The 19,804-nt window shown below is 59.9% G+C and carries 18 protein-coding genes; 11 read left to right on the top strand and 7 right to left on the bottom strand.

All coding sequences use genetic code 11. The features are described from left to right. Positions 1-165 precede the first annotated feature (165 nt). The gene (gene prpR / locus ACSQ83_RS20660) at positions 166-2,058 is read left to right on the top strand and encodes a propionate catabolism operon regulatory protein PrpR (protein WP_436229423.1); all 1,893 of its coding nucleotides are present in this window, start codon (positions 166-168) and stop codon (positions 2,056-2,058) included. Between the two features lie 11 nt (positions 2,059-2,069). Here prpR and ACSQ83_RS20655 read toward each other — a convergent pair whose 3' ends face one another. The 3 genes from ACSQ83_RS20655 to pcaH all read right to left on the bottom strand — a co-directional run bounded on the left by ACSQ83_RS20655 (position 2,070) and on the right by pcaH (position 3,770). Beyond that, positions 2,070-2,375: a DUF2288 domain-containing protein gene (locus ACSQ83_RS20655; protein ID WP_414955235.1), complete on the bottom strand. Its 306-nt coding sequence runs from the start codon at positions 2,373-2,375 to the stop codon at positions 2,070-2,072. A 79-nt stretch (positions 2,376-2,454) separates the two neighbouring features. Further along, the gene (pcaG, locus tag ACSQ83_RS20650) at positions 2,455-3,045 is read right to left on the bottom strand and encodes a protocatechuate 3,4-dioxygenase subunit alpha (RefSeq protein ID WP_436229422.1); all 591 of its coding nucleotides are present in this window, start codon (positions 3,043-3,045) and stop codon (positions 2,455-2,457) included. A 2-nt stretch (positions 3,046-3,047) separates the two neighbouring features. Next, positions 3,048-3,770, bottom strand: a complete 723-nt coding sequence (gene pcaH, locus ACSQ83_RS20645; RefSeq protein ID WP_436229421.1) for a protocatechuate 3,4-dioxygenase subunit beta — start codon at positions 3,768-3,770, stop codon at positions 3,048-3,050. 113 nt (positions 3,771-3,883) lie between these two features. Here pcaH and pcaQ point away from each other — a divergent pair, with 113 nt between their 5' ends. Both pcaQ and ACSQ83_RS20635 read left to right on the top strand, forming a co-directional pair. After that, positions 3,884-4,885 carry a pca operon transcription factor PcaQ gene (gene pcaQ, locus ACSQ83_RS20640; RefSeq protein WP_436229453.1) on the top strand — a complete coding sequence of 334 codons (1,002 nt, stop codon included), beginning with the start codon at positions 3,884-3,886 and terminating at the stop codon, positions 4,883-4,885. Positions 4,886-5,213: 328 nt separating this feature from the next. Next, entirely contained in the window at positions 5,214-5,582 is a 369-nt protein-coding gene (locus tag ACSQ83_RS20635; RefSeq protein WP_414955232.1) for a response regulator, read from the top strand. A gap of 94 nt (positions 5,583-5,676) precedes the next feature. Here ACSQ83_RS20635 and ACSQ83_RS20630 read toward each other — a convergent pair whose 3' ends face one another. Further along, entirely contained in the window at positions 5,677-6,390 is a 714-nt protein-coding gene (locus ACSQ83_RS20630; protein WP_414955231.1) for a lysophospholipid acyltransferase family protein, read from the bottom strand. A 203-nt stretch (positions 6,391-6,593) separates the two neighbouring features. Between ACSQ83_RS20630 and ACSQ83_RS20625 the strand changes: the two genes are divergently transcribed. Continuing rightward, complete coding sequence (locus ACSQ83_RS20625) at positions 6,594-7,751, top strand: alpha/beta fold hydrolase (RefSeq protein ID WP_436229420.1); 1,158 nt, start codon at positions 6,594-6,596, stop codon at positions 7,749-7,751. On the opposite strand, the gene ACSQ83_RS20620 is transcribed toward ACSQ83_RS20625, so the two are convergent. Together ACSQ83_RS20620 and ACSQ83_RS20615 are read right to left on the bottom strand one after the other, a co-directional pair. Further along, positions 7,748-8,995 (bottom strand): EAL domain-containing protein, encoded by a 1,248-nt coding sequence (locus ACSQ83_RS20620; RefSeq protein WP_436229419.1) that lies wholly within the window; start codon positions 8,993-8,995, stop codon positions 7,748-7,750. The two genes, ACSQ83_RS20625 and ACSQ83_RS20620, sit on opposite strands and share 4 nt — an antisense overlap. Next, entirely contained in the window at positions 8,995-9,201 is a 207-nt protein-coding gene (locus tag ACSQ83_RS20615; RefSeq protein ID WP_436229418.1) for a hypothetical protein, read from the bottom strand. Before ACSQ83_RS20615 ends, ACSQ83_RS20620 begins: the two co-directional genes overlap by 1 nt. Positions 9,202-9,529: 328 nt before the next feature. On the opposite strand from ACSQ83_RS20615, the gene ACSQ83_RS20610 reads away from it, so the two are divergent. From ACSQ83_RS20610 to ACSQ83_RS20600, 3 genes are all read left to right on the top strand, one after another. Beyond that, on the top strand, positions 9,530-9,952 hold the full coding sequence (locus ACSQ83_RS20610; RefSeq protein ID WP_031357205.1) for a hypothetical protein: 423 nt from the start codon (positions 9,530-9,532) through the stop codon (positions 9,950-9,952). 717 nt (positions 9,953-10,669) lie between these two features. Next, positions 10,670-11,464 carry a hypothetical protein gene (locus ACSQ83_RS20605; protein WP_436229417.1) on the top strand — a complete coding sequence of 265 codons (795 nt, stop codon included), beginning with the start codon at positions 10,670-10,672 and terminating at the stop codon, positions 11,462-11,464. Positions 11,465-11,633: 169 nt separating this feature from the next. Then, positions 11,634-14,546: an EAL domain-containing protein gene (locus ACSQ83_RS20600; RefSeq protein ID WP_414970181.1), complete on the top strand. Its 2,913-nt coding sequence runs from the start codon at positions 11,634-11,636 to the stop codon at positions 14,544-14,546. Positions 14,547-14,976: 430 nt separating this feature from the next. Here ACSQ83_RS20600 and ACSQ83_RS20595 read toward each other — a convergent pair whose 3' ends face one another. Beyond that, a complete protein-coding gene (locus ACSQ83_RS20595) occupies positions 14,977-15,186 on the bottom strand; it encodes a hypothetical protein (RefSeq protein ID WP_414955226.1) in 210 nt (69 codons plus the stop codon). A gap of 342 nt (positions 15,187-15,528) precedes the next feature. On the opposite strand from ACSQ83_RS20595, the gene ACSQ83_RS20590 reads away from it, so the two are divergent. The 4 genes from ACSQ83_RS20590 (at position 15,529) to ACSQ83_RS20575 (ending at position 19,655) form a co-directional block, all read left to right on the top strand. Further along, positions 15,529-16,524 carry a sugar ABC transporter substrate-binding protein gene (locus ACSQ83_RS20590; protein WP_436229416.1) on the top strand — a complete coding sequence of 332 codons (996 nt, stop codon included), beginning with the start codon at positions 15,529-15,531 and terminating at the stop codon, positions 16,522-16,524. Between the two features lie 140 nt (positions 16,525-16,664). Beyond that, positions 16,665-17,651 carry an ABC transporter permease gene (locus ACSQ83_RS20585; protein WP_436229415.1) on the top strand — a complete coding sequence of 329 codons (987 nt, stop codon included), beginning with the start codon at positions 16,665-16,667 and terminating at the stop codon, positions 17,649-17,651. A 12-nt stretch (positions 17,652-17,663) separates the two neighbouring features. Continuing rightward, a complete protein-coding gene (locus ACSQ83_RS20580; RefSeq protein ID WP_414955223.1) occupies positions 17,664-18,446 on the top strand; it encodes an ATP-binding cassette domain-containing protein in 783 nt (260 codons plus the stop codon). Between the two features lie 18 nt (positions 18,447-18,464). Further along, positions 18,465-19,655, top strand: a complete 1,191-nt coding sequence (locus tag ACSQ83_RS20575; protein ID WP_414955222.1) for an ROK family transcriptional regulator — start codon at positions 18,465-18,467, stop codon at positions 19,653-19,655. Positions 19,656-19,804: the final 149 nt, after the last annotated feature.

Here is a 19,804-nt window from a genome sequence, read left to right as displayed (position 1 = left end):
ACCCGCTGATATAGGGCAAGTTGCCTGCCAGATTGGGACCCGATCTTAAGGTTCTGATTTTTAAGAGATTAGACCTTCCAAGGAGGGCTCGTGGATTTCAAAAATGAAATCGGTGATTGCAAAAATGGGTTTAAACTTCGGATTTCACCGGTTCGACGATCAGTCATGAATCCACCTCCACGCATCTGGGCAGTCGGTATCAGCAAGTTGCGCGACCTGTATCGCGACATCGCGGCGGAGTACGACGGCATCGCCGATCTGCGCATTGTGCCGCTGGGCTATGAGGACGCGGTGCACGAGATCGAGAACGCGGGTGATGCGCGTCCGGACGTGGTCGTATCGGCGGGATCGAACGGGGCCTACCTGAAGGCGCGGATCAGCGTGCCGGTCGTCCTGATCAATCCCACGGGCTTCGACGTGATGCATGCATTGGCGCGGGCACGTCGTGAGAGCGACTCGGTCGGTCTCGTGATGCACGGCGAAACGCCGTCTGAGCTCAAGCGGTTTTTCCGCGCGTTTGGCGCAGAGGTGGAGTGCGCTTCGTATCTGTCGGCGGAAGACGCGGAGGCTTGCGTGCTCGATCTGCGCGACCGGGGTGTGCTGGCTGTTGTCGGGCCGGGACTCGTTACCGAACTGGCCGAGAAAGCAGGCATGAAGGCGGTGTTTTTATACTCGCGTGCCTCGGTTCAGGGGGCGTTTGAAACGGCGCTGGAAGTTGCGCGCGCGACGCTCGGTGAGACGCAGCGGCGCCGGCGGCTGGATCAGGTGCTGCAGCATTTGCGCGACGGCGTGATCGCGCTGACCGCCGATGGCCGCATCGAAGCATTGAGCGGCAAGATGGCCGACATGTTGCGGCTCGCGCCGTCACAAGCGGTGGGCAAGCGGTTGGCCGATCTCGCGCCAGAGGTGGCCGGCGCAGTGCCGAAGGAGCCCGGCGAGTCGCTCGAAACGGTTCGGGGTGCGACGTATGTGGTGCATCGAAGTGCATGGGGCGATGCGTCGGCATCGGCGGCTTCCGGTTCGATCATCACCTTCCAGGAGTCGGTGGCGTTGCAGCGCATGGACCGCTCGGTGCGCACGCGGCAACGCGCGCCGCAACTGGTCGCGCGGTATCGGATCGAGGATCTGAGCGGGACGAGCGAAGCGATAGAACAAGTGCGCGAGCGTGCCCGGCGATATGCACGAACGGACGCCACCGTGCTCATCCGGGGCGAAAGCGGCACGGGCAAGGAACTGGTCGCGCAAGGCATCCATACGGCAAGCGCACGACGCGAGTTTGCGTTCGTCGCGCTCAATTGCGGCGCGTTTCCGGACACCTTGCTGGAAAGCGAATTGTTCGGTTACGAAGAAGGCGCGTTCACCGGTGCGCGACGCGGGGGCAAAGCGGGGCTGATTGAATCGGCGCATCGCGGCACGCTTTTCCTCGATGAAATCGGCGAGATGCCAATGCCCTTGCAAAGCCGTTTGCTGCGCGTGCTGCAGGAGCGCGAAGTGGTGCGTCTAGGGTCCACGGAACCGCTGCAAGTCGATGTGCGCGTGGTAGCCGCGACGCATCGCGGGCTGAATGAACAGCTGCAGGCGGGGCAGTTTCGGGCCGATCTTTATTATCGGCTGAATATCCTGAACCTGGTTTTGCCGCCGCTGCGTGAGCGTTCACCGGATATTGCCGGGCTGGCTGCGCAGTTGTTATCGCAGACGGGACGCGCCGTTTCCGTCGATGCGGCGCGCGGCGTGCTTGAACCGGCATTAGCGTTGCTGGTTGCGTACCGGTGGCCTGGGAACGTGCGCGAATTGCAGAACGTGATTGAGCGGATTGCGGTGGAACTGGACGAGACGCCGGGGATGCGGGTAACGCCTGAACTGCTGAGGTCGATTGCGCCGGAACTTCAAGACAGCGAATCTGCGTCGGGCCCGGAAACGCTCAAGCAGCGCAGCCGGAAAGTGGAAGCCGACGAAATTCGCGCAATGCTGGATTCCTTCGATGGCAACCGCGAGGAGGTCGCCCGGGCACTTGGCATCAGCAAGACGACGTTGTGGCGGAAGTTATCGGGAAAATGAGAGCGCGCTGCTCAACCCCGTTCCTGCACACACACCCACGGCGACACCACCACAGCCCACAGTTCGGGATTGCGCGCAGCAAGATCCTCAGCCGTCGCGGGTTCGACACGTTCGAGCAACCCGGCCGACAACCACTCGGCGACCTGCTTCGTATCGTCGCTGGCAACGGCTTCGGCGACGCTCACCAGATCGATATCGCGTGCCACTTTCAACAACACGCCGCGCGCGAAAAACCGCTGCAGTTCAGACCATTCGATCTGCGCGGTTTCGGCGAGAAGTTTGAGGTACAACGGACTGGCGGACTGAGCGTCTTTCATAGGGGAATCACAGGCAAGTTCGAGCGACCGACATCATAAACCATCGCGCCGGACGCTCTGCCTGCTCACCCCGAAGCGCTTAGAGATCGAAGAACACAGTTTCCTTCGGCCCTTGCAAGTGAATATCGATGCGATAAATCGTATTCGATGTCCCCGCTTCACGCTTGGCGATCAACGTGCCGCGCCGCTCCGCGGGAACTTGCGCCAGGACGTCATCGCGAGCGTTAGCGTCGGTTTCGTCGTCGAAATAAATGCGCGTATAGGCGTGCAGCAGCATGCCGCGCATCAATACGATCACATCGATATGCGGCGCCGAATCACCTCCCGTACTACCCGGCTTGACCGTGTCCACCACGAAGCGCAACTCGGGATCGGTCCCCGTGCCCACGCGCGCGAAGCCCCGAAAACCGGACTTGCGTGCCTCGGCAGTCGTGCTCACATAGCGGCCGGTGGAATCGGCCTGAATCATTTCGATGACGGCATCGCCAACGACTTTCTCTTCACCATCGAACACTTGCCCCACGATGCTGATGTGCTGCCCGGCCGATTCCCGATCGGCGATCGACGGCGTGAACAAGCTCTTCAGGTCGAAGTTGTATTGCTCGGGACACAAGCCGTAGGCGAAGTACGGTCCGACCGTTTGCGACGGCGTTTGTTTATAGACAGTCATGTTCAAGCCTCCGTCGGCGTCTGGTTCGCACCGCGCAGCACGATGTCGAACTCATAACCGAGCGCATAGCCTTCCTCGGTTGTATCGATGGAAAAGCGCGAGATCATCCGGTCGCGTGCGTGCTCCGGCGTGCCCTGGAAGATCGGGTCGAGATCGATCAGCGGGTCGCCGGGGAAATACATCTGCGTGACGAGACGCGAGCCGAAGTAGTCGCCGAACAACGAGAAGTGAATGTGATTCGGACGCCACGCGTTCGAATGATTGCCCCACGGGTACGCGCCCGGCTTGATCGTGAGGAAGCGATACCGCCCTTCGTTATCGGTCAGGCAACGGCCGGCGCCCAGGAAGTTTGGATCGAGCGGTGCGGCGTGCTGGTCGGCTTTATGAACATAACGTCCGGCCGCGTTCGCTTGCCAGATCTCGACCAGCGTATTGCACACCGGCCGGCCGCCTTCGTCGAGCACGCGGCCCGTCACGATAATGCGTTCGCCCAGCGGCTCGCCGTTCTTTGCGGCGTTGCGCGTGAGGTCATGGTCGAGTTTGCCGAGATCATCCGCGCCATATACCGGCACGCGCCGGTCTCTCAGGTTCTGTTTTAGCGGGATCAATGGACGCGACGGGCTGCGCAGAACCGACGACTTGTAACCCGCATGGCGATAAGGCGGGTGGGAATCCCAGTCGCGCGGGGTCAGGATGAGGGAGGGGGCAGTCGCGGGGGAGGTCACTTTTTTGTCTCCGACTTTTAAAATATGAATCAACACTTTATCGAAGTGACGAAGTTATGGAAAATGACGTTTTATGCATTCAGGCATAACCAATCGTCATGGCTAAAAAACCTATGCCGTCGGTCCCGGCGGTGGCGCCGAACACGCTGAACAAGCCTATAGCGCCGCTCGCCAACCTGACCAGCGGCCGGATCAAGTTCCGGCATCTGCAATGCTTCCTGGCAGTGACGCAATTCGGCAGCGTGCAGCGCGCCGCCGACAGCCTCTCGATCACGCAGCCGGCGGTATCGAAAACGATAGGCGAGCTTGAATCCATTCTCGGCGTCCGGCTGTTCGAACGGGGCCGCCGCGGCGCGGCGCCCACGCGCGAAGGCCGATTGTTTGCGCCCCACGCCGCGGCCTGCGTAGGGGCTTTGCGGGAAGGGGTGGACGAGTTGTCCCGGCATGGCGTCGACTTGCCCGGCACGGTCGCGCTGGGCGTCCTGCCGACTGTCGCGCCCGCGTTGCTGCCGCCCACGCTCGCCGCGTTTCGGGCGCACTGGCCGGATGTCTCCGTGCGGGTATGGACCGGGTCGAACTCTCAGTTGCTCGAACGCCTGAAATCCGCCGATACCGACCTGGTCATCGGCCGGCTGTCTGAACCGGGAGGCATGCAGGGGATGACGTTCGAGCAGTTGTACCGTGAGCCGCTGACCGTCGTCGTGCGCCACGATCATCCGCTCGTCCATGAAAGCAACATCACGGCGTCGGTGCTTGCGCGCTTTCCCGTGGTCGTGCCGCCGTTCGGGACGTTGATCCGCCAATCCGCTGAAAGCGTCCTGACGGCATTCGGCGCGCAGGCGCTGAGTTCGTTGATTGAAACCTTGTCGGTGTCGCTGGGCCGCGCTCTTGCATTGCACAATGACGCGGTATGGTTCGTTCCTTCGAGCGTGGTGGAACATGACATCGAATTGAAGCTGCTGGCCCGCTTGCCGATGCCCTTCGCCGGCGCCGATGAACCTATCGGCCTGATACTGCGCCATGACCGCGTCCGCTCGCCTGCGCTGGATAGCCTCATCGATGCAATCCGGGAAGCAGGAAGGCAGCGGGAGGCAATTCGTATCGGTATGAAATAGTGTGCGCGCAGCCTTGCTGCAGGCACTTGTTACCGCAAATGCGGGATCGGCAAAACCCCATTAGCATACGTGCGATAAAAGCTATATAAGTGGGCCAAGCCTGCTTCAAAGCGTGCTTCGACGCCTGCCTCGGTCGGCAGGCAAGGCAAGCGCATTGCAGTCTTGAAAGGCCCAATAAACGCAGAACGTCACGAGCAACGTACGAGCGTCGCAAGCAACCGTTCTGTAAGTAAACGCAATAGGAATTGCGTGCAACCAAAGTCCGTTTTGCGCTGTCTGACTCCGCAACTCTCCAATCATCAGGACGATCATCAAAGCCGCCAGCACGATGAAAACCGTATTGCTCGTCGACGACGACCCCGCCACTCTCGAAGCCTGGACGCTGTGCATGCAGTCGGCGGACTGCACGGTGCTGTCCGCGTTCGACGGCAACGGTGCGCTTGCATTATTGGGCGAGCACAGTGTGGATATCGTGGTATCGGACTGGATGATGCCGGGGCTCGGCGGCGCGCTGTTATGCCAGACCATGAAGACCAACTCGGCCCTGGCGCACATTCCCTTCCTGATGATCTCGGGCCATCCGCATCCGCCGGCTTTCGTTCACTACGACGGCTATTTGCAGAAGCCCGTCGAGATGGAAGCGCTGATGTCGGCGGTGGACCGGCTGTGCGCGGCGAAGCGCCGCCGGCCGTTCTGAGGTTCTGATGTTTTGACGTTCTGACGCAGCGCGTCGAACCGATGCTTATTACGGTTGCCTGGCGCGTGGCCTGCGCAATCCATTCTGTTCAATCTCAAGCCAGCCGGGCCAGTTCCTTCTCCATCCGTTCTTGCGCCATCCGGTTCAACTCTTGCGGCACCACACAATCGGCGGGCAAGGGCGGCAGCACGATCACGCGGATATGCCCGGGCTGATCGGGCCAGCCTTTCGCCGGCCAATATTTGCCGGCGTTATGCACGACCGGCACGGCGGGCACTTGCGTGGAACACGCGAGCCTCACGCCGCCTGAAGCCAGCTTGAGCGGCGCATCGTGTGCGACCCGCGTGCCTTCCGGAAAGATCACCACCACATCGCCCAGCGCAAGCTTTTCGGCACACTCACGCGTCACAGCCTGATGCGCCTGACGGGGCGAACCGCGATCCAGGCTTACCATATCCAGGCCCTTCAGCACCCAGCCGAAGAACGGAATGCGCTTGAGGTCGCTCTTGAAAACGAAGCTGATGCGGCGCGGAAACAGCGCCATGAACGCGAGTGTTTCCCATGTCGATTCATGCCGGCACAGCATGATGAACGGTTCATCCGGCAGGTTCGAAAGGCCTTCGACCGAGCACGATACGCCGGTGATCACGCGCATCATTTTGACCATCGCGCGGCACCATTGTTTGGCGAGCCAATAACGGCCGTTGCGGCCGACAAACGGAAACAAAGGCAGAATCAGGATCGACCACACCGTACCGCTGCCAAGCAGGTAGGTCGCGAATAGCCACTTGACGAAGGTTCGATGCATTAAGAAATAGACGGTGGTAAAAGTGTGCGAAAGGGATGCGGCGGGTTGCAAAACGTCTCGGGTGGGCTGACCTGCCCGGCGTTTGAGCCAGCGTGCGAAACCCGAAGGATAGCCTGTGCGGCGGCGCATGTCCCGGAATCACGCCCTGAGCTACCGCCTAATGACAATCAGAGAGGCACGAGCCTCTCTTTAACGGAGTTGCAATGACGGACGAAGCAAACAGCGAAGTGAAGGGCGAAGTGAAGGCCGAATCTACGAATGGTGACGCCGCCAAGCCGACCGCCGAACCGGCGCCCGCCTACGAGGACGGCATGCTCGATGTCGGCGATGGCCACGCGATGTACTGGCGTGCGCAAGGACCGAAGGACGCTCCCGTGATGCTGATTGTCCACGGCGGCCCCGGCGGCGCGATGAACCTGAAGTGGGCCGATGTGCTCGATGCATCGAAGTGGCGGATGGTTTTCTTCGATCAGCGCGGCTGCGGCAAATCCACGCCTTTCGGGAAGCTGGAACACAACGGCACGAATGATCTTATCGGCGATATGGAAAAGTTGCGGGTCACGCTCGGCATCGAGAAATGGGCGCTGTTCGGCGGCTCGTGGGGCACGACGCTCGCGCTTAGTTATGGCGTGACGCATCCCGAACGCTGCCTCGGCTTTTTGCTCCGCGGGATTTTCCTCGCGCGCAAGGAGGATATCGACTGGTTCCTGTGGGATGTGCGGCGCGTGTTTCCGGACGCGCACCGGGCTTTCCTCGACGCCATCGAGACCGCGAGCGGTCAGCGTCCACGCAATGCCGCCGAGATCCTGACGCTCACCGGCGCGCCGCTCGCCCGTTTCGATGACGCCGGCATCAAGCTCGCGCGCGCGTGGTCGGGGTTTGAAGCGACGTTATCGGTGGTGAACAAACCTGCGTCGAAGAAGCCTGCTGACCCGGCGCAAAAGGATGAATCGGTCATGGCAACTCAAACCGATGCCGCACAAACCACCGCCACGCTGCCCGACGCGCCGCAAGCCGAGCCGGCCGCTCCCGAAGCTACGCCCGAAGCCACCCGCGAGGCCAACGCCGCTGCAATCTCCATGTCGCTGCTGGAGCATCACTACATGGCGCATGAGTTGCCGCCGGAGCCGCTGCTGCCGCGTATCGGCAGGATTGCGCATCTGCCGTGCGTGCTCGTGCACGGCCGCTTCGACATGGTGTGTCTCGCCGAGCAGGCACAAGACCTGGCCGACGTGTGGCCGGGCGCGCAGCTATCCATCGTCGATGCCGCGGGTCACTGGACCTTCGAACCCGGCAACGTGACCGCGTTGAAAGCGGGCGGCGAGTATCTCGCGCGAACGCTGGCCGAAGCCCGGCGCTAGGATGAAGGCGGCAGCAACCCCGTCGCCGACGCGGCGAGTCGCTCCCAGTCGAGATCCGCGACGAACACGATCGGACTGCCGCGATAAGTGATGTAGATGGATAGCGTCACGCAGAGCCCGGTGCCGGTCGCCGATAAATACGGAGCACTGACCATCAGCCGTTGCGGATACGCGAGGGCATCGACGAAATAAGGCCGGTTGTCCCAGCGGCCGATCGACGGTTTGCTCAGCGGCGCGAGGCGGGGAGCGATCGGGGCCGCGGCCGCGCCTTCGATTGCCGGGATACATTCGCGGCCGCCCTGATCGAGGAAAAAGCAGCTTCCCATGCACGGCAGCGCGCGCAGATCCTCGCAGGCGCGCTCCGGCAACGCGCCGGCGCACATTCGCTCAGCTGCCTCCGCAAAGCGCGTCCTATACGGCATCAGCAGCAAGTCGACGGCAAGCTCGCGAGTCTGGCGCGTGTGAGCGAGGGTATCGAAGACGGATTCGATCTGCTGCGTCGCGGTTTCCTCCGGCGAGGATCCGCGACCGGGCTGACCGAACAGGAAACCCTGCACCAGGTCCACGCCCGAGCGCGCCGCCAGCAGCAAGTCCTGCTTGGTCTCGATCCCTTCGGCGACCACCAGCATGCCTGCCTCGTGCAACAAGCTCACCAGCTTCGGCATGACCGACTCGCGCAAATCCGGCTGATGCGCATGGATCAGGCTGCGATCCAGTTTCACGATATCCGGCCGCAAGGTCAGCAGCCGGTCCAGGTTCGAGTGCCCTGCGCCAAAGTCGTCGACCGCCACCATAAAACCGTGCGAGCGGAACGCCTGGGTAGCATGGGCGAACGCGCAGACATCGTCGCCGCCTGATTCCAGCAATTCGATCACGATTTCTTCTGGCCGCATGCCCGACTCAAGCGCGTGATCGGCGAGTTGCCGCGCATAGCCCGGATCGATAAAGCTTGCCGGCGTCACGTTCAGGAACAACCAGGACTGCCCGGGCAACCATCCGGCGGCGTTGTGCAAATGCGTGACGTGACTGAGGCGGTCGAGCGTCCCGGTCGAGTTCTCCACAATCGCCTTCGCGAACAGTTCGAACGGCGTTATCAATTCGCCCGCCGACGCAGCGCCGCGCAACAAGGCTTCGTAACCGACCTGGCGCTGGTGGGGCAGGCTGTAGATCGGCTGGAAGTGCGAACAGAGCACGATGCCGTCAAACGCGACGTGCGGAGGAGGTTTCCCGAGCGCGCGCCGCATCACGAAGCTGCTGCCTGGAGACGGGCGCCGCAGGTCGGCGTAGCCGTGAGGGCTTGCGCAAGATTTCCCTCGACCAATGGCGAAACAAATAACGAAAAGGCGCGCAGGATGAACGGCATGAACCGTGTCAGCCCCACCGTCTCACGACGGTGAACCTGCTTGGTCAGATCGGCTGTACAAACAGGAGCCAGGAACAGTTCGAACATGATGTTGGTGTGCGCGTATGGATATGACGACAACTCGGGTGACGACCCGGAAGTCATAGGACGATCGGACGTGTGCGACGGGACTTGGCAGCGCTTGACGCCGGACAACATCTTATCGGATCAAACGGCAGCCGACTTGAGCACAAAGGGATCGTTCCGGTCGTTGCCGGGATGCTTGCAGCTTTGATGGGCGGGCGTTTGCGGGGTGCTAAAAATTCCGCACGAGGCCCCTCAGGCGGTAAATTTGGAACAGGAATGGTACGATCGCGCCTTGCAAGCCGGCGCGCGATGCTCGTCGAATAGTGAATCAAGTTACGGAGGCGACCCGATGGCCCAACAGAAAACCAACCCGAAGCTGGAGCAGGCGCTGACGCGCGGCGACCTCGCGATTCGCCAGGCCAACTCCGGCCGCGCAACGGCCGTGTTGCGCGCGCTTGGCAAGATGATTGTGGAGGCTTCGGCGACCATCGGCGTGGAAGCGTTTGTCGTGATTCACGACGGCGACAAGATCTACGATCCCGCCGACGGCATGTGGCCGCAACAACTGCTGGTGTCACTCGATGGGCCCGTGGAAGACGCGGACCCGGACGAGCTGCGCACCGTGACCTTGATGGCCGACACCCCGGCGACCGTGTTTCGATGCGAATGGCAACGGGCAGACGGCAAGATCGGCCGTCAGGAAGGGCGCCCGCTCGCGATGGTGGCGTTCATCACCGACGTAGATATCCCCTGGCTCGACGACGAGGACTGAGGACGAACCCGGCTGCTGGACTTGCGTCCAGCGGGTCAAACCGGCGGATGCGCCCTGCATCCGCTGTCCTCGAGCTTCTTCATACGGCAAAAACGGGCAACGGCGCCAGGCTCGGTCGGCATTCTCTTCCGGTTTAAAAAGCGCGCATACCGGACATCTGCAAATTACTTCCGATTTATATCGAAATTCCATAGTCCGATAAGGGTTAGTTAAAGCATTCTTTATTCGTCGGATTAATAGACTGCCAAATCGCCCAGGCAATAGGCCGTCTCGTGCGAACAGTCGCTTCTCCGGCCGGTCGTGGATGGTTCCTTCACTTGTTCGCTATTCGCCAATACATATAAAGTCGGCGATAAAAAAGCCGTTATAAAGCAGGAGCACCCGAACGGTGCAGCACCGGCGATAAGCGGAGGCGGAAACGCATCTTTAGAATATTTGGCGTCCTATTTAATGGAAAAAAGAATGGCGTTTCACGTGGGCGACACATACTGACTCTCCGGGAATTTTTCATAATACGAAATTCCCGGAGATGTTTAGGCCGCCGAACGCGAAAAGCCCTGAAAATGCATAATTTTTTCAAGTTTCTTTAAAGATTTATTTGGTAGCGCGCACCCCATCAATTGCCTTTGGGCGAGACTAAATCCGTCGTGTGTTTCGTTTGCGTGAAGTCAAACGTTCCACGGCGTCCTCCTTCTCGCCAAAAATGGGGTAGCACAAATGGAACAGCTTAATCAGGTAGGTCAAAGCAGCGTCTTCCGTAACGGACATATTGAACATGGTGAACGAACCGATCGGCTCGAACGGGCAGTTGTACAAGCTCAGGAGAAGCGCGAGTCCATGCCATTTACCATCCGTATTGTTCGTGAAAACGCTGACCTTGAAAAAGTCGTTGAGATCCGGCGCATGGCTTATGGACGGCATTTGCCGGCTTTTGCCCAGAAACTGGGCATTGAGGAATGCGATCGGGACCCGGGCGTGGCCGTGCTTCTTGCAGAATCGAAGCTGGATGGCGCGCCGCTGGGTACCATGCGGATTCAAACCAACGAATATGCGCCGCTGGCAGTGGAACAATCGGTGCGTCTACCTGACTGGCTGGCCGGCAGCCGCCTGGCGGAAGCCACCCGGCTTGGTGTGGCGGGCGGTGGGGTGGGCCGGGTTGTCAAGGTAATGCTTTGCAAGGCTTTGTGGCTTTATTGCGAACAGCAGTTGGTCGACTATATGGTGATTACCGCGCGTTCGCCGCTGGACAAGGAATATGAAGCCATGCTGTTCGAAGATGTATTTGGAGAAAAAGAATTCCTGCCAATGGCACATGTTGGCGGATTACCGCACCGGGTACTTGCAAAAGACGTGATGGCGGCTCGGCGCCGTTGGGAGGAAGCGAAGCATCCGTTATTCCAGTTCATGGTCCATACGCATCATCCGGATCTGGATTTACGGAGGTCGGATTTATCTTTCCAGCAGGAACCGGTACGATGCCCGGAGGCACCGCAAATTGCTTACGGCAGGTAATAGAAGATAGCCCGGCCGTTCATTGACCGAGGCCACAAAGAAGACGGTGGCGATTCATTGCTGTTTCGCCACCGCCGGCGCGACGTTTGTCGCGCAACACGGGGGATTTAAAGGTATGGCGTCGGTTGCCTTATTTTCGCGGGCGAAGTCCGGATATACCGGGTCGAATATGGACCGGTTTCTGTACGCGTTCGCCGTCTATATTGTCCCGGCATTGATTGCTCTCGGCACCCTCGCCACGCTGGTATGGGGAACGCCTCAATTCGATTCAAGGGGTGGCCTCACGCTGCCTCTTCACGTCCTGAAAGATCCGTCCGGAACGCTCGATCCCGCTACCGCGCTCGAGCGCATGCCCACGGCCGTCCTGTCGAACCGCTTCAACACGCAGCTCGCCGAAACGCCATTCTGGTTCGAATTCCCCGTTCCAAACATGAGCCAGGATCAGACGACGTACGCGGAATTACCGTCGCGCCACGCGCAAACGCTGTCGTGCTGGATCGCGTCGACCATGCAGCCGCTCGGCAGCGCCGACCGTCTCACCACGACCAATGAATTCAGCCAGGTCAAGGCGGGTTTTGCGCTGGATCTCGGTCATCTTGCACAGCAGGTCAGCGTGCTGTGCCGCGGCACCTTTTCCGGACCAGCGCAAATTTCCGCGCTGGCCTGGAGCAGTCCGATGCTGCGAAAGAGTGCGCTCGACTTCCAGGAGAGTTCGGGATTGATCGCGGGCGGCCTGCTGACGCTGGCCGTTTTTGTTTTTGTCACGGCAATGATCAACCGCGAATGGACCTACGTGATCTTCGCGGTCTGGCTGGTCGGCAACCTGCGGCTGTGCGCGAACGCCATGGGTTGGGACATGGAGTGGGTCGGTCGCGTGATCCCGCCGGAATACCTGCAGATCATCCGGCAACTGACATTCGCCGTGTATTACCTTCTGACGGCCGCATTATTCAGTTCGTTGTTCCGGCGCGAGCTGAAAGTCATTGGATATAAATGGCTCCTGAGAATCGTGCACTACGTCGGGCTCGTGCTGCTGGGCGCTGCCATCGTATTGCCGTATGCACGGTTTATTCCGACGCTCTGGGTCATCACCGGATTCGGCGTCTTCGTACTGATCTTCCTGCTGGCGCGGCTCGTGTGGATGACCCGCTCGCGTACGGTGATGTGGTACGTGGGTTCGCTTGCCATTGTCCTGTTCGCGACTTTTTCCGAAGTCATGGGCGCGGCGTTCGGCATCAAGTTGCTGGTCGGCGGCGTGAATACGGTGATGGCCGCTCTGTCGTCGAGCATGATGGCGGCCTTCGCCATCGCCGAGCAGATGCGCGCCGAACGGGAACATCGGCGGCAGGCGCAAACGGAATTGCGCAACACCTATGACGTGACGCCCATTGGCCTCTTCACGCTCGACAGCGCCGGTCACTTCGTGCGCGCGAATCCGGCATTGCGGACCATGCTGTCGCTGCAGAAAACGGAGTACAAGGTTCGGCACTGGAACGACTACTTCGAATCGGGCGCTTGGGGTGCGCTGCAAGCGCTGGCATCGAAGGGAAGTGAAGGCGAACTTGAGATGGGCGGCGCATCGTCGCGGGGCAATGGCGAACGTCGCTTCCTGCTCAAGGCCACGCGCTCGAACGGCTGGATTGAAGGCTCGCTGCAGGATGTGACCGAGCGTTCGAAAGCCATCGAGCGACTGCGGTTCCTGGCTGAACACGACCCGCTCACGGGGTCGCTGAACCGGCGCGGCGTGGAGAAGGCTATCGCTGCACAAAGCGAGGAAGGAACGTCCTGGGCGCTCGCGTACGTGGACCTGGATCGCTTCAAGCTCGTCAACGATTTGTTCGGCCATCGTGCAGGCGACGAAGTCCTGAAGCAGGTCGCTACTCGAACGCGAGCGCTGTTTGCAGCCGGGTTTCCGTTCGGGCGGATTGGCGGCGACGAGTTCGTCTGCGTGATGGGCGGGATGTCGATCGATGAAGCTATTGACTGCTGTCAGCACCTGATCAGTGCGTTGAGCGATGCGCCGTATCAGGTCGGCAACCGTGCGTTCCAGGTGAAGGCGTCGGTGGGACTGGTGGAGTGCTCGCACGGCGTGCGTGTGCAGGACGCGCTCTCGCATGCGGACCGTGCATGCCGCGAGGCCAAGAAGAGCTCGAACGCGCGAATGGTGACGTATCGCAAGGGCGCGGCGGCGTTCGAAGAGCGCGCAGAAGAATTGAAACTGGTTGAGACGCTGGGACGCAATCGGCTGCCTCCGGGTCTGTTCCTCGTGATGCAGCCAATCATGTCGCTGTCTGCGCCAACCGAGTCGCTTAATTTCGAAGTGCTGCTGCGCATGCGCGCGCCCGATGGCGCAACCTTGCCGGCCGGCAAGGTGATCGTGGCGGCGGAGGAGTCCGGCAACATTGCGGCCATCGATAAATGGGTGATCACCACGTTGCTCGAATGGATTGAGAAGAATCAGGCGTCGCTCACGAATACGCGTTTCATTTGCGTCAATCTCAGTGGCGGTTCACTGAACGACGAGCAATTCATGGAAGACGTCTTTGCGTTGTTCGCGCGCTTTCGGCATATCGTGCCTTATCTTTGTCTCGAGATTACCGAGAGTGTCGCGTTGCACGATCTCGGCAATACGCAGCGCTTTATCGCGCGGGTTCATGAGATGGGCGGCAAGATCGCACTCGATGATTTCGGCGCGGGGTATACGTCGTTTAAATATCTCAAGGATCTTTCCGCCGATGCTCTCAAGATCGATGGCGAATTTATTCGCACGATGTGCGCGCATCCAGCTGATATCGCTATTGTTGAGGCTATTGTTGCGCTCGCTCGCAATCTTGGAATGCGGAGTGTCGCGGAGTGGGTTGAGGATGTGGATACGCTACGCGCGCTGAAGGAAATAGGCGTGGATTACGTACAGGGTTATCTGATTGCCAAGCCGCAAGAAAGCAGCGCGATTCTTGCCGCATCGTCAGCGGCGAGTTTTGTGAAGGACTCGGATGTCGTGCAGTTTATTGACAGTATTGTCGTGCCTGATAAATCGCTGGCTTTTACTTTTGATGTGATTGCTAAGGCGGGGTTGCACTAGGGGGCGCGGCGCGGTGGGTGGGTTGTTGCGGGTTCAGCGATAGCGGTTCTGGGTCTTTGCCGGGTTGCTGCTTTTTAGGTCTTCGCGGGTTATACGTTAGCTGATTTCTTTTGCGCTATTAGCCACTGCGCGTGGCGGCGCGTCATTTCTTGGTCCTTAGCGACCAAGAAACGAAGCAAAGAAAGCGCTTTTAACAGCTCTACCCTAAGCGTCCACAGCGTGCAGTTCCAATTCATGGGTGCCCCAAAAGCACGGTGCTCGCCAGAGCTTAGGATGTGTGAACCCCTCCTTCTCGCGAATCCTGACAGTAACACGCTTCGCCCCGTACGCTCTCGGGCCAGCACCCGTGTTCCACAGACTCGCACCGCCTTATGCGCGCTTGCCGTTTCTCTTCTTTGGCTTTGCCCGCGGTTCACGCGATACGGCTGGCTTAGCTCGTTTTCATCTCGTTCAGGATCTTGGTTGCCGCAATCGGAATGCGTGTGTCATCCCATTGCGCAAGCCACTGCACTTCCTTCGTCGTGAAAAAACCAGGCTGGTTGCGCAACGCAAACTGCAACGAATCCACTATGTGATCACGAATAATCTGGGGCGAATCTTCATTGGTAACAATCGCGTGAAGGGCTTCAAGTGCACTCATGGTTCAGGGACCAAATTGGTAGGTTGGCAAAAATGCTGGTAAACCATAACTCGTTAAAAATCCAAAAAACAATTCAATTCAACACCTTTTTCAACCATTTCCAAGCCCTCAGTGTTTTTACGTAGACGCATCGCAACAATCCCCGTCTGCGTATCTTCCATTGATGTTCAAGATGATTTAATCAGTGTTGTGCTGCACTGCAGCGTTTGGGTTTTGCTTCATTTTCTTGACTTGTCTCCCCGCGGCTGCTGTACTAAATAAAGTCAATTGATTTAGTCGGCGAACGCGCTCAGTGCGCTTCTTCTCGAAGCCGCGGGCGAATAAAAATCTATGGAGCGAGACATGAAAAATCTTCGGCGTGCTGTCGCACGTGCGTCCTTCCTCGGCCTTGCAGTCGCGTCACTGGCGGGCTCAGGCGCAGCAATGGCGGCTGATCAGGTCGCCATCGGCCTGATCACCAAGACCGATACCAATCCGTTCTTCGTCAAGATGAAACAGGGCGCCGAAGAAGCGGCCGCGAAAGGCGGCGTCAAACTGATCACCGCCGCCGGCAAGTTCGACGGCGACAACGCCACCCAGGTGACCGCAGTCGAGAACATGATGACGGCCGGCGTGAAAGCCATCCTCATCACGCCGAGCGATACCAAGGCCATCGTTCCAACGCTCAAGAAAGCGCGCGCGGCAGGCATCCTCGTGATCGCACTCGACACACCAACCGATCCGCAAGACGCCACCGACGCACTGTTCGCCACCGATAACTTCAAGGCCGGCGTACTGATCGGCGAATACGCAAAAGCCGCTTTCGCCGGCAAGCCCGCAAAGATCGCCACGCTCGACCTCGCGCCGGGCGTGACCGTCGGCGTCCTGCGTCATAACGGCTTCCTGCAAGGCTTCGGCGTGAAAGAAGGTGATCCATCGGTCGTGTGCAGCCAGGACACGCGCGGCGACCAGTCGAAGGGCCAGACAGCAATGGAAAACTGCCTGCAGAAAGTGCCTGATATCAACCTGGTTTATACGATCAACGAACCTGCCGCGGCCGGTGCGTATCGCGCGCTCAAAGCAGCAGGCAAAGACAAGGGCGTGATGATCGTGTCCATCGACGGGGGCTGTGAAGGCGTGCGCAACGTAAAGGCCGGCAGCTTCGCCGCCACCTCGCAGCAATACCCGCTCGTGATGGCAGCGCAAGGCGTGCAAGCAGGGATCGAATACGCGAAGACGGGCAAGAAGGCGAGCGGCTATCACGACACAGGCGTCACGCTCATCACCGACAAACCCGTGTCCGGCGTCACAGGCAAGGACACGAAGTTCGGCCTGGATAACTGCTGGGGCAACAAGTAAGACGTTGCACCGTATCCGCATGTGAACCAGTATGTGAACCCGCTTTCGAACGCGTCGCCCGGACTTGAATCCCTAAGGCATTTCAAGCCCGGGCCGCGCGAGCGGCGCATTTTTTCGATGTTGCTGTCGAGGTCCCTGTCATGACGCAATCCACTTCCCCCACGGCCGGCCGCGCGACGTTCTCCGATCGTCTGCCATCGCTTGCCGATATCGGTCCGCTGGCAGCGCTTGTAATCGCATGCGCTTTCTTCATCTGGCAGAGCAACCGGTTTTTATCGATACAAAATCTCTCGCTGATTCTTCAGCAGACCATGGTCGTGGCGGTGATCGCGATCGGCCAGACGCTGATCGTGCTGACTGGCGGAATCGATTTGTCGTGCGGCATGCTGATGGCTTTCGGTTCCATCGTGATGACGAAGTTCGCCGTCACCATGGGCGTGCCTCCTGTACTCGCCATTATCTGCGGCGTGGCCGCAAGCACATTGTTCGGATTGCTGAACGGTACGCTGATCACGAAGATCAAGCTGCCCGCGTTTATTGTCACGCTGGGGACGCTCAACATAGCGTTCGCGCTCACGCAGGTGTACTCGAATGCCGAGAGCATCTCGAACCTGCCGGACGCCATGATGTTCTTCGGCAACACGTTTCATCTCGGCGGCGCGGAGGTCACGTATGGCACCGTGCTGACCTTGCTGATGTATCTCGTCGTGTGGTTCGTATTGCGCGATACGGTGCCCGGCCGCCATCTTTACGCACTCGGCAATAACGCGGAAGCTGCGCGCCTGATGGGACTTTCGTCGCAGAAGATCCTGATTACCGTCTACACGCTCGCGGGCTTTTTCTACGGCATCGCGGCATTATTGTCGGTGGCGCGAACCGGTGTGGGCGATCCACAGGCGGGCCAGACCGAGAACCTCGACAGCATCACGGCCGTCGTGCTGGGGGGCACCAGTCTGTTCGGCGGACGCGGCACGATTGTCGGTACCTTGCTGGGCGCGTTGATTGTCGGCGTGTTCCGCAATGGGCTGACGCTGATTGGCGTGTCGTCGGTCTATCAGATTCTGATCACCGGCATCCTGGTCATTCTCGCGGTTGCCGCCGATAAACTCGCGCGTCCCCGCGCCTGAGGAGCCAAGCTCATGAGCGACACAATCAAACCCGTTCTGGAAGCACGCGGCGTCATCAAGCGCTACGGCTCGGTGACCGCACTCGACGGCGTCGATTTCGAATTGATGCCCGGCGAAATCATGGCGGTGATCGGCGATAACGGTGCAGGCAAGTCGTCGCTGATCAAGGCGCTGTCCGGTGCGCTCGTACCCGATGAAGGCGAGATCCTGCTGGATGGAAAACCCGTACATTTTCGCAGTCCGCTCGATGCGCGCTCGCAAGGTATTGAAACCGTCTATCAGGACTTGGCAGTCGCGCCGGCGATGAGCATCGCAGAGAATCTGTTCCTTGGGCGCGAGCTACGGCGTCCCGGCATCCTTGGCTCCGTGTTCATGATGATCGACAAGCGGCGCATGTTGCAGGAAGCCATCGCGCATATGGAGGGTTTGCAGATCGGCATCCGTTCGATGAAGCAGGCGGTCGAAACACTGTCCGGTGGTCAGCGTCAGGGCGTGGCGGTAGCACGCAGCGCGGCATTCGCGCGGCATGTGGTGATCCTCGATGAACCGACTGCTGCACTCGGCGTTAAGGAATCGAACATGGTGCTGGAGTTGATCCGGCGCGTGCGCGATCGCGGGTTGCCCGTGATTCTCATCAGCCACAACATGCCGCATGTGTTCGAGATCGCGGACCGCATTCATATCCAGCGGCTTGGGCGGCGCGCGGCGCTTGTCAAGACGAAAGACATCCATATGTCGGAAGCCGTGGCCATCATGACCGGTGCGAAGCAGGCCGACGTGCAGGCGATCGCCTGATCCGTTATGACGCCTTCAATGTCCGCAAGCACGGCATCGCCGAAGCCAGCCGGCATGCGGCAGATGAACGAGCGTATCGTGCTTCAGGCAGTGCGTGTCCACGGTCCATGCCCCAAGTCCGAGATCGCGCGCCTGACGCATTTGAGCACGCAGACTACGTCGCTGATCGTGGATCGTTTGATCGATGACGGCTTGCTCGCCCGGGAAGCCAGGACGCGTGTGCAGGGGCGCATGGGGCAGCCGTCGGTGCCGATCTCGCTGCGTGCGGATGGCGCGTTTTCCATCGGCGTGAAAGTGGGGCGGCGAAGTCTCGATGTGCTGACCATGGATTTCGCGGGTCAGGTGCATGCGCGTGATGTGATTGAGTATGCGTATCCCGATCCGCGCACGGTGTTCGATTTGCTTAGCAAGAAGATCGACCAGATGATGATCGCGCTCGGAAAAAACGCTGCGAAGGTGGTTGGAATCGGCGTTGCGGCGCCGTTATGGCTTGGCGGCTGGCGCAATTTCTTCGATACCCCGCCCGATGTTTTTGCCGCGTGGAACGAGATCGATATCTGCGCGCGGGTCCAGGCGCTGACCACGTTGCCGGTGGAGTTCGCGAAGGACACGACCGCTGCGTGCGCCGCTGAATTGCTGATGGGGCAAGGGCGCGGATTGGGCGACTTTTTGTATGTGTTTATCGGCACGTTCATTGGCGGCGGCCTGGTCATCGATGGACGGCTGCATGCCGGGCCAAAGGGCAATGCGGGCGCGATCGGGTCGTTTCCGCTGATGAGCGAAGGCACGCCGCAGTTGCTTAATGTTGCGTCGGTGTATGTGCTGGAAAAGCGCTTCACCGATGCCGGATTTCCTGCTGCTGCCGCTCACGATCAAAGAGCGTTGTCGCCGGAATTGTGGCCTCTTTGCGAGGCGTGGCTCGATGCTGCTTGCCCGGCACTCGCGACGGCCATTGCGACGGCTGCGGCGCTGGTCGACGTCGATGCAATCGTGATTGATGGGGAACTGGACCGCCAGTTGTTGCGGGAAGTGTTGAGCCGGACGCATAGCGCGCTCGATGCTTTCGACTGGCAGGGGATGGTGCGGCCTAGACTCGTTGAAGGGGAGATTGGCGCCGATGCCCGTGCGATGGGTGGCGCGATTTTGCCCTTGTACGCGCACTTTGCTCCACGCCATGTGTTGTTCTTGAAGTCGGGGATGAGCGCATAGCGGTTGGTTTTCTTGCTCGCACCGGTGGACGGGGTTTGTGGTTTTGGTGGTGCGGGGGGGGGGCGTGGTGGTCTGGGTTGGTGTCGGGTTGCTGCTGTCCAGGTTTTTGCGCGCTTAGTGTTAGCTGATTTCTTTTGCGCTATTAGCCA

This window comes from Caballeronia sp. LjRoot29 (genome assembly GCF_964252755.1).
In the GTDB taxonomy this organism is placed as follows: domain Bacteria; phylum Pseudomonadota; class Gammaproteobacteria; order Burkholderiales; family Burkholderiaceae; genus Caballeronia.
This window is presented reverse-complemented; position numbering and strand designations above follow the sequence as displayed.

Coding starts and splice junctions, on each gene's coding strand:
- ACSQ83_RS20595 (WP_414955226.1), bottom strand. CDS start 15,186: ATGAGTGCACTTGAAGCCCTTCACGCGATTGTTACCAATGAAGATTCG.
- ACSQ83_RS20655 (WP_414955235.1), bottom strand. CDS start 2,375: ATGAAAGACGCTCAGTCCGCCAGTCCGTTGTACCTCAAACTTCTCGCC.
- ACSQ83_RS20605 (WP_436229417.1), top strand. CDS start 10,670: ATGGAACAGCTTAATCAGGTAGGTCAAAGCAGCGTCTTCCGTAACGGA.
- ACSQ83_RS20615 (WP_436229418.1), bottom strand. CDS start 9,201: ATGTTCGAACTGTTCCTGGCTCCTGTTTGTACAGCCGATCTGACCAAG.
- ACSQ83_RS20630 (WP_414955231.1), bottom strand. CDS start 6,390: ATGCATCGAACCTTCGTCAAGTGGCTATTCGCGACCTACCTGCTTGGC.
- ACSQ83_RS20600 (WP_414970181.1), top strand. CDS start 11,634: ATGGACCGGTTTCTGTACGCGTTCGCCGTCTATATTGTCCCGGCATTG.
- ACSQ83_RS20625 (WP_436229420.1), top strand. CDS start 6,594: ATGACGGACGAAGCAAACAGCGAAGTGAAGGGCGAAGTGAAGGCCGAA.
- ACSQ83_RS20580 (WP_414955223.1), top strand. CDS start 17,664: ATGAGCGACACAATCAAACCCGTTCTGGAAGCACGCGGCGTCATCAAG.
- prpR (WP_436229423.1), top strand. CDS start 166: ATGAATCCACCTCCACGCATCTGGGCAGTCGGTATCAGCAAGTTGCGC.
- pcaQ (WP_436229453.1), top strand. CDS start 3,884: ATGCCGTCGGTCCCGGCGGTGGCGCCGAACACGCTGAACAAGCCTATA.
- ACSQ83_RS20590 (WP_436229416.1), top strand. CDS start 15,529: ATGAAAAATCTTCGGCGTGCTGTCGCACGTGCGTCCTTCCTCGGCCTT.
- ACSQ83_RS20620 (WP_436229419.1), bottom strand. CDS start 8,995: ATGCGGCGCGCGCTCGGGAAACCTCCTCCGCACGTCGCGTTTGACGGC.
- ACSQ83_RS20575 (WP_414955222.1), top strand. CDS start 18,465: ATGTCCGCAAGCACGGCATCGCCGAAGCCAGCCGGCATGCGGCAGATG.
- ACSQ83_RS20610 (WP_031357205.1), top strand. CDS start 9,530: ATGGCCCAACAGAAAACCAACCCGAAGCTGGAGCAGGCGCTGACGCGC.
- ACSQ83_RS20635 (WP_414955232.1), top strand. CDS start 5,214: ATGAAAACCGTATTGCTCGTCGACGACGACCCCGCCACTCTCGAAGCC.
- ACSQ83_RS20585 (WP_436229415.1), top strand. CDS start 16,665: ATGACGCAATCCACTTCCCCCACGGCCGGCCGCGCGACGTTCTCCGAT.
- pcaG (WP_436229422.1), bottom strand. CDS start 3,045: ATGACTGTCTATAAACAAACGCCGTCGCAAACGGTCGGACCGTACTTC.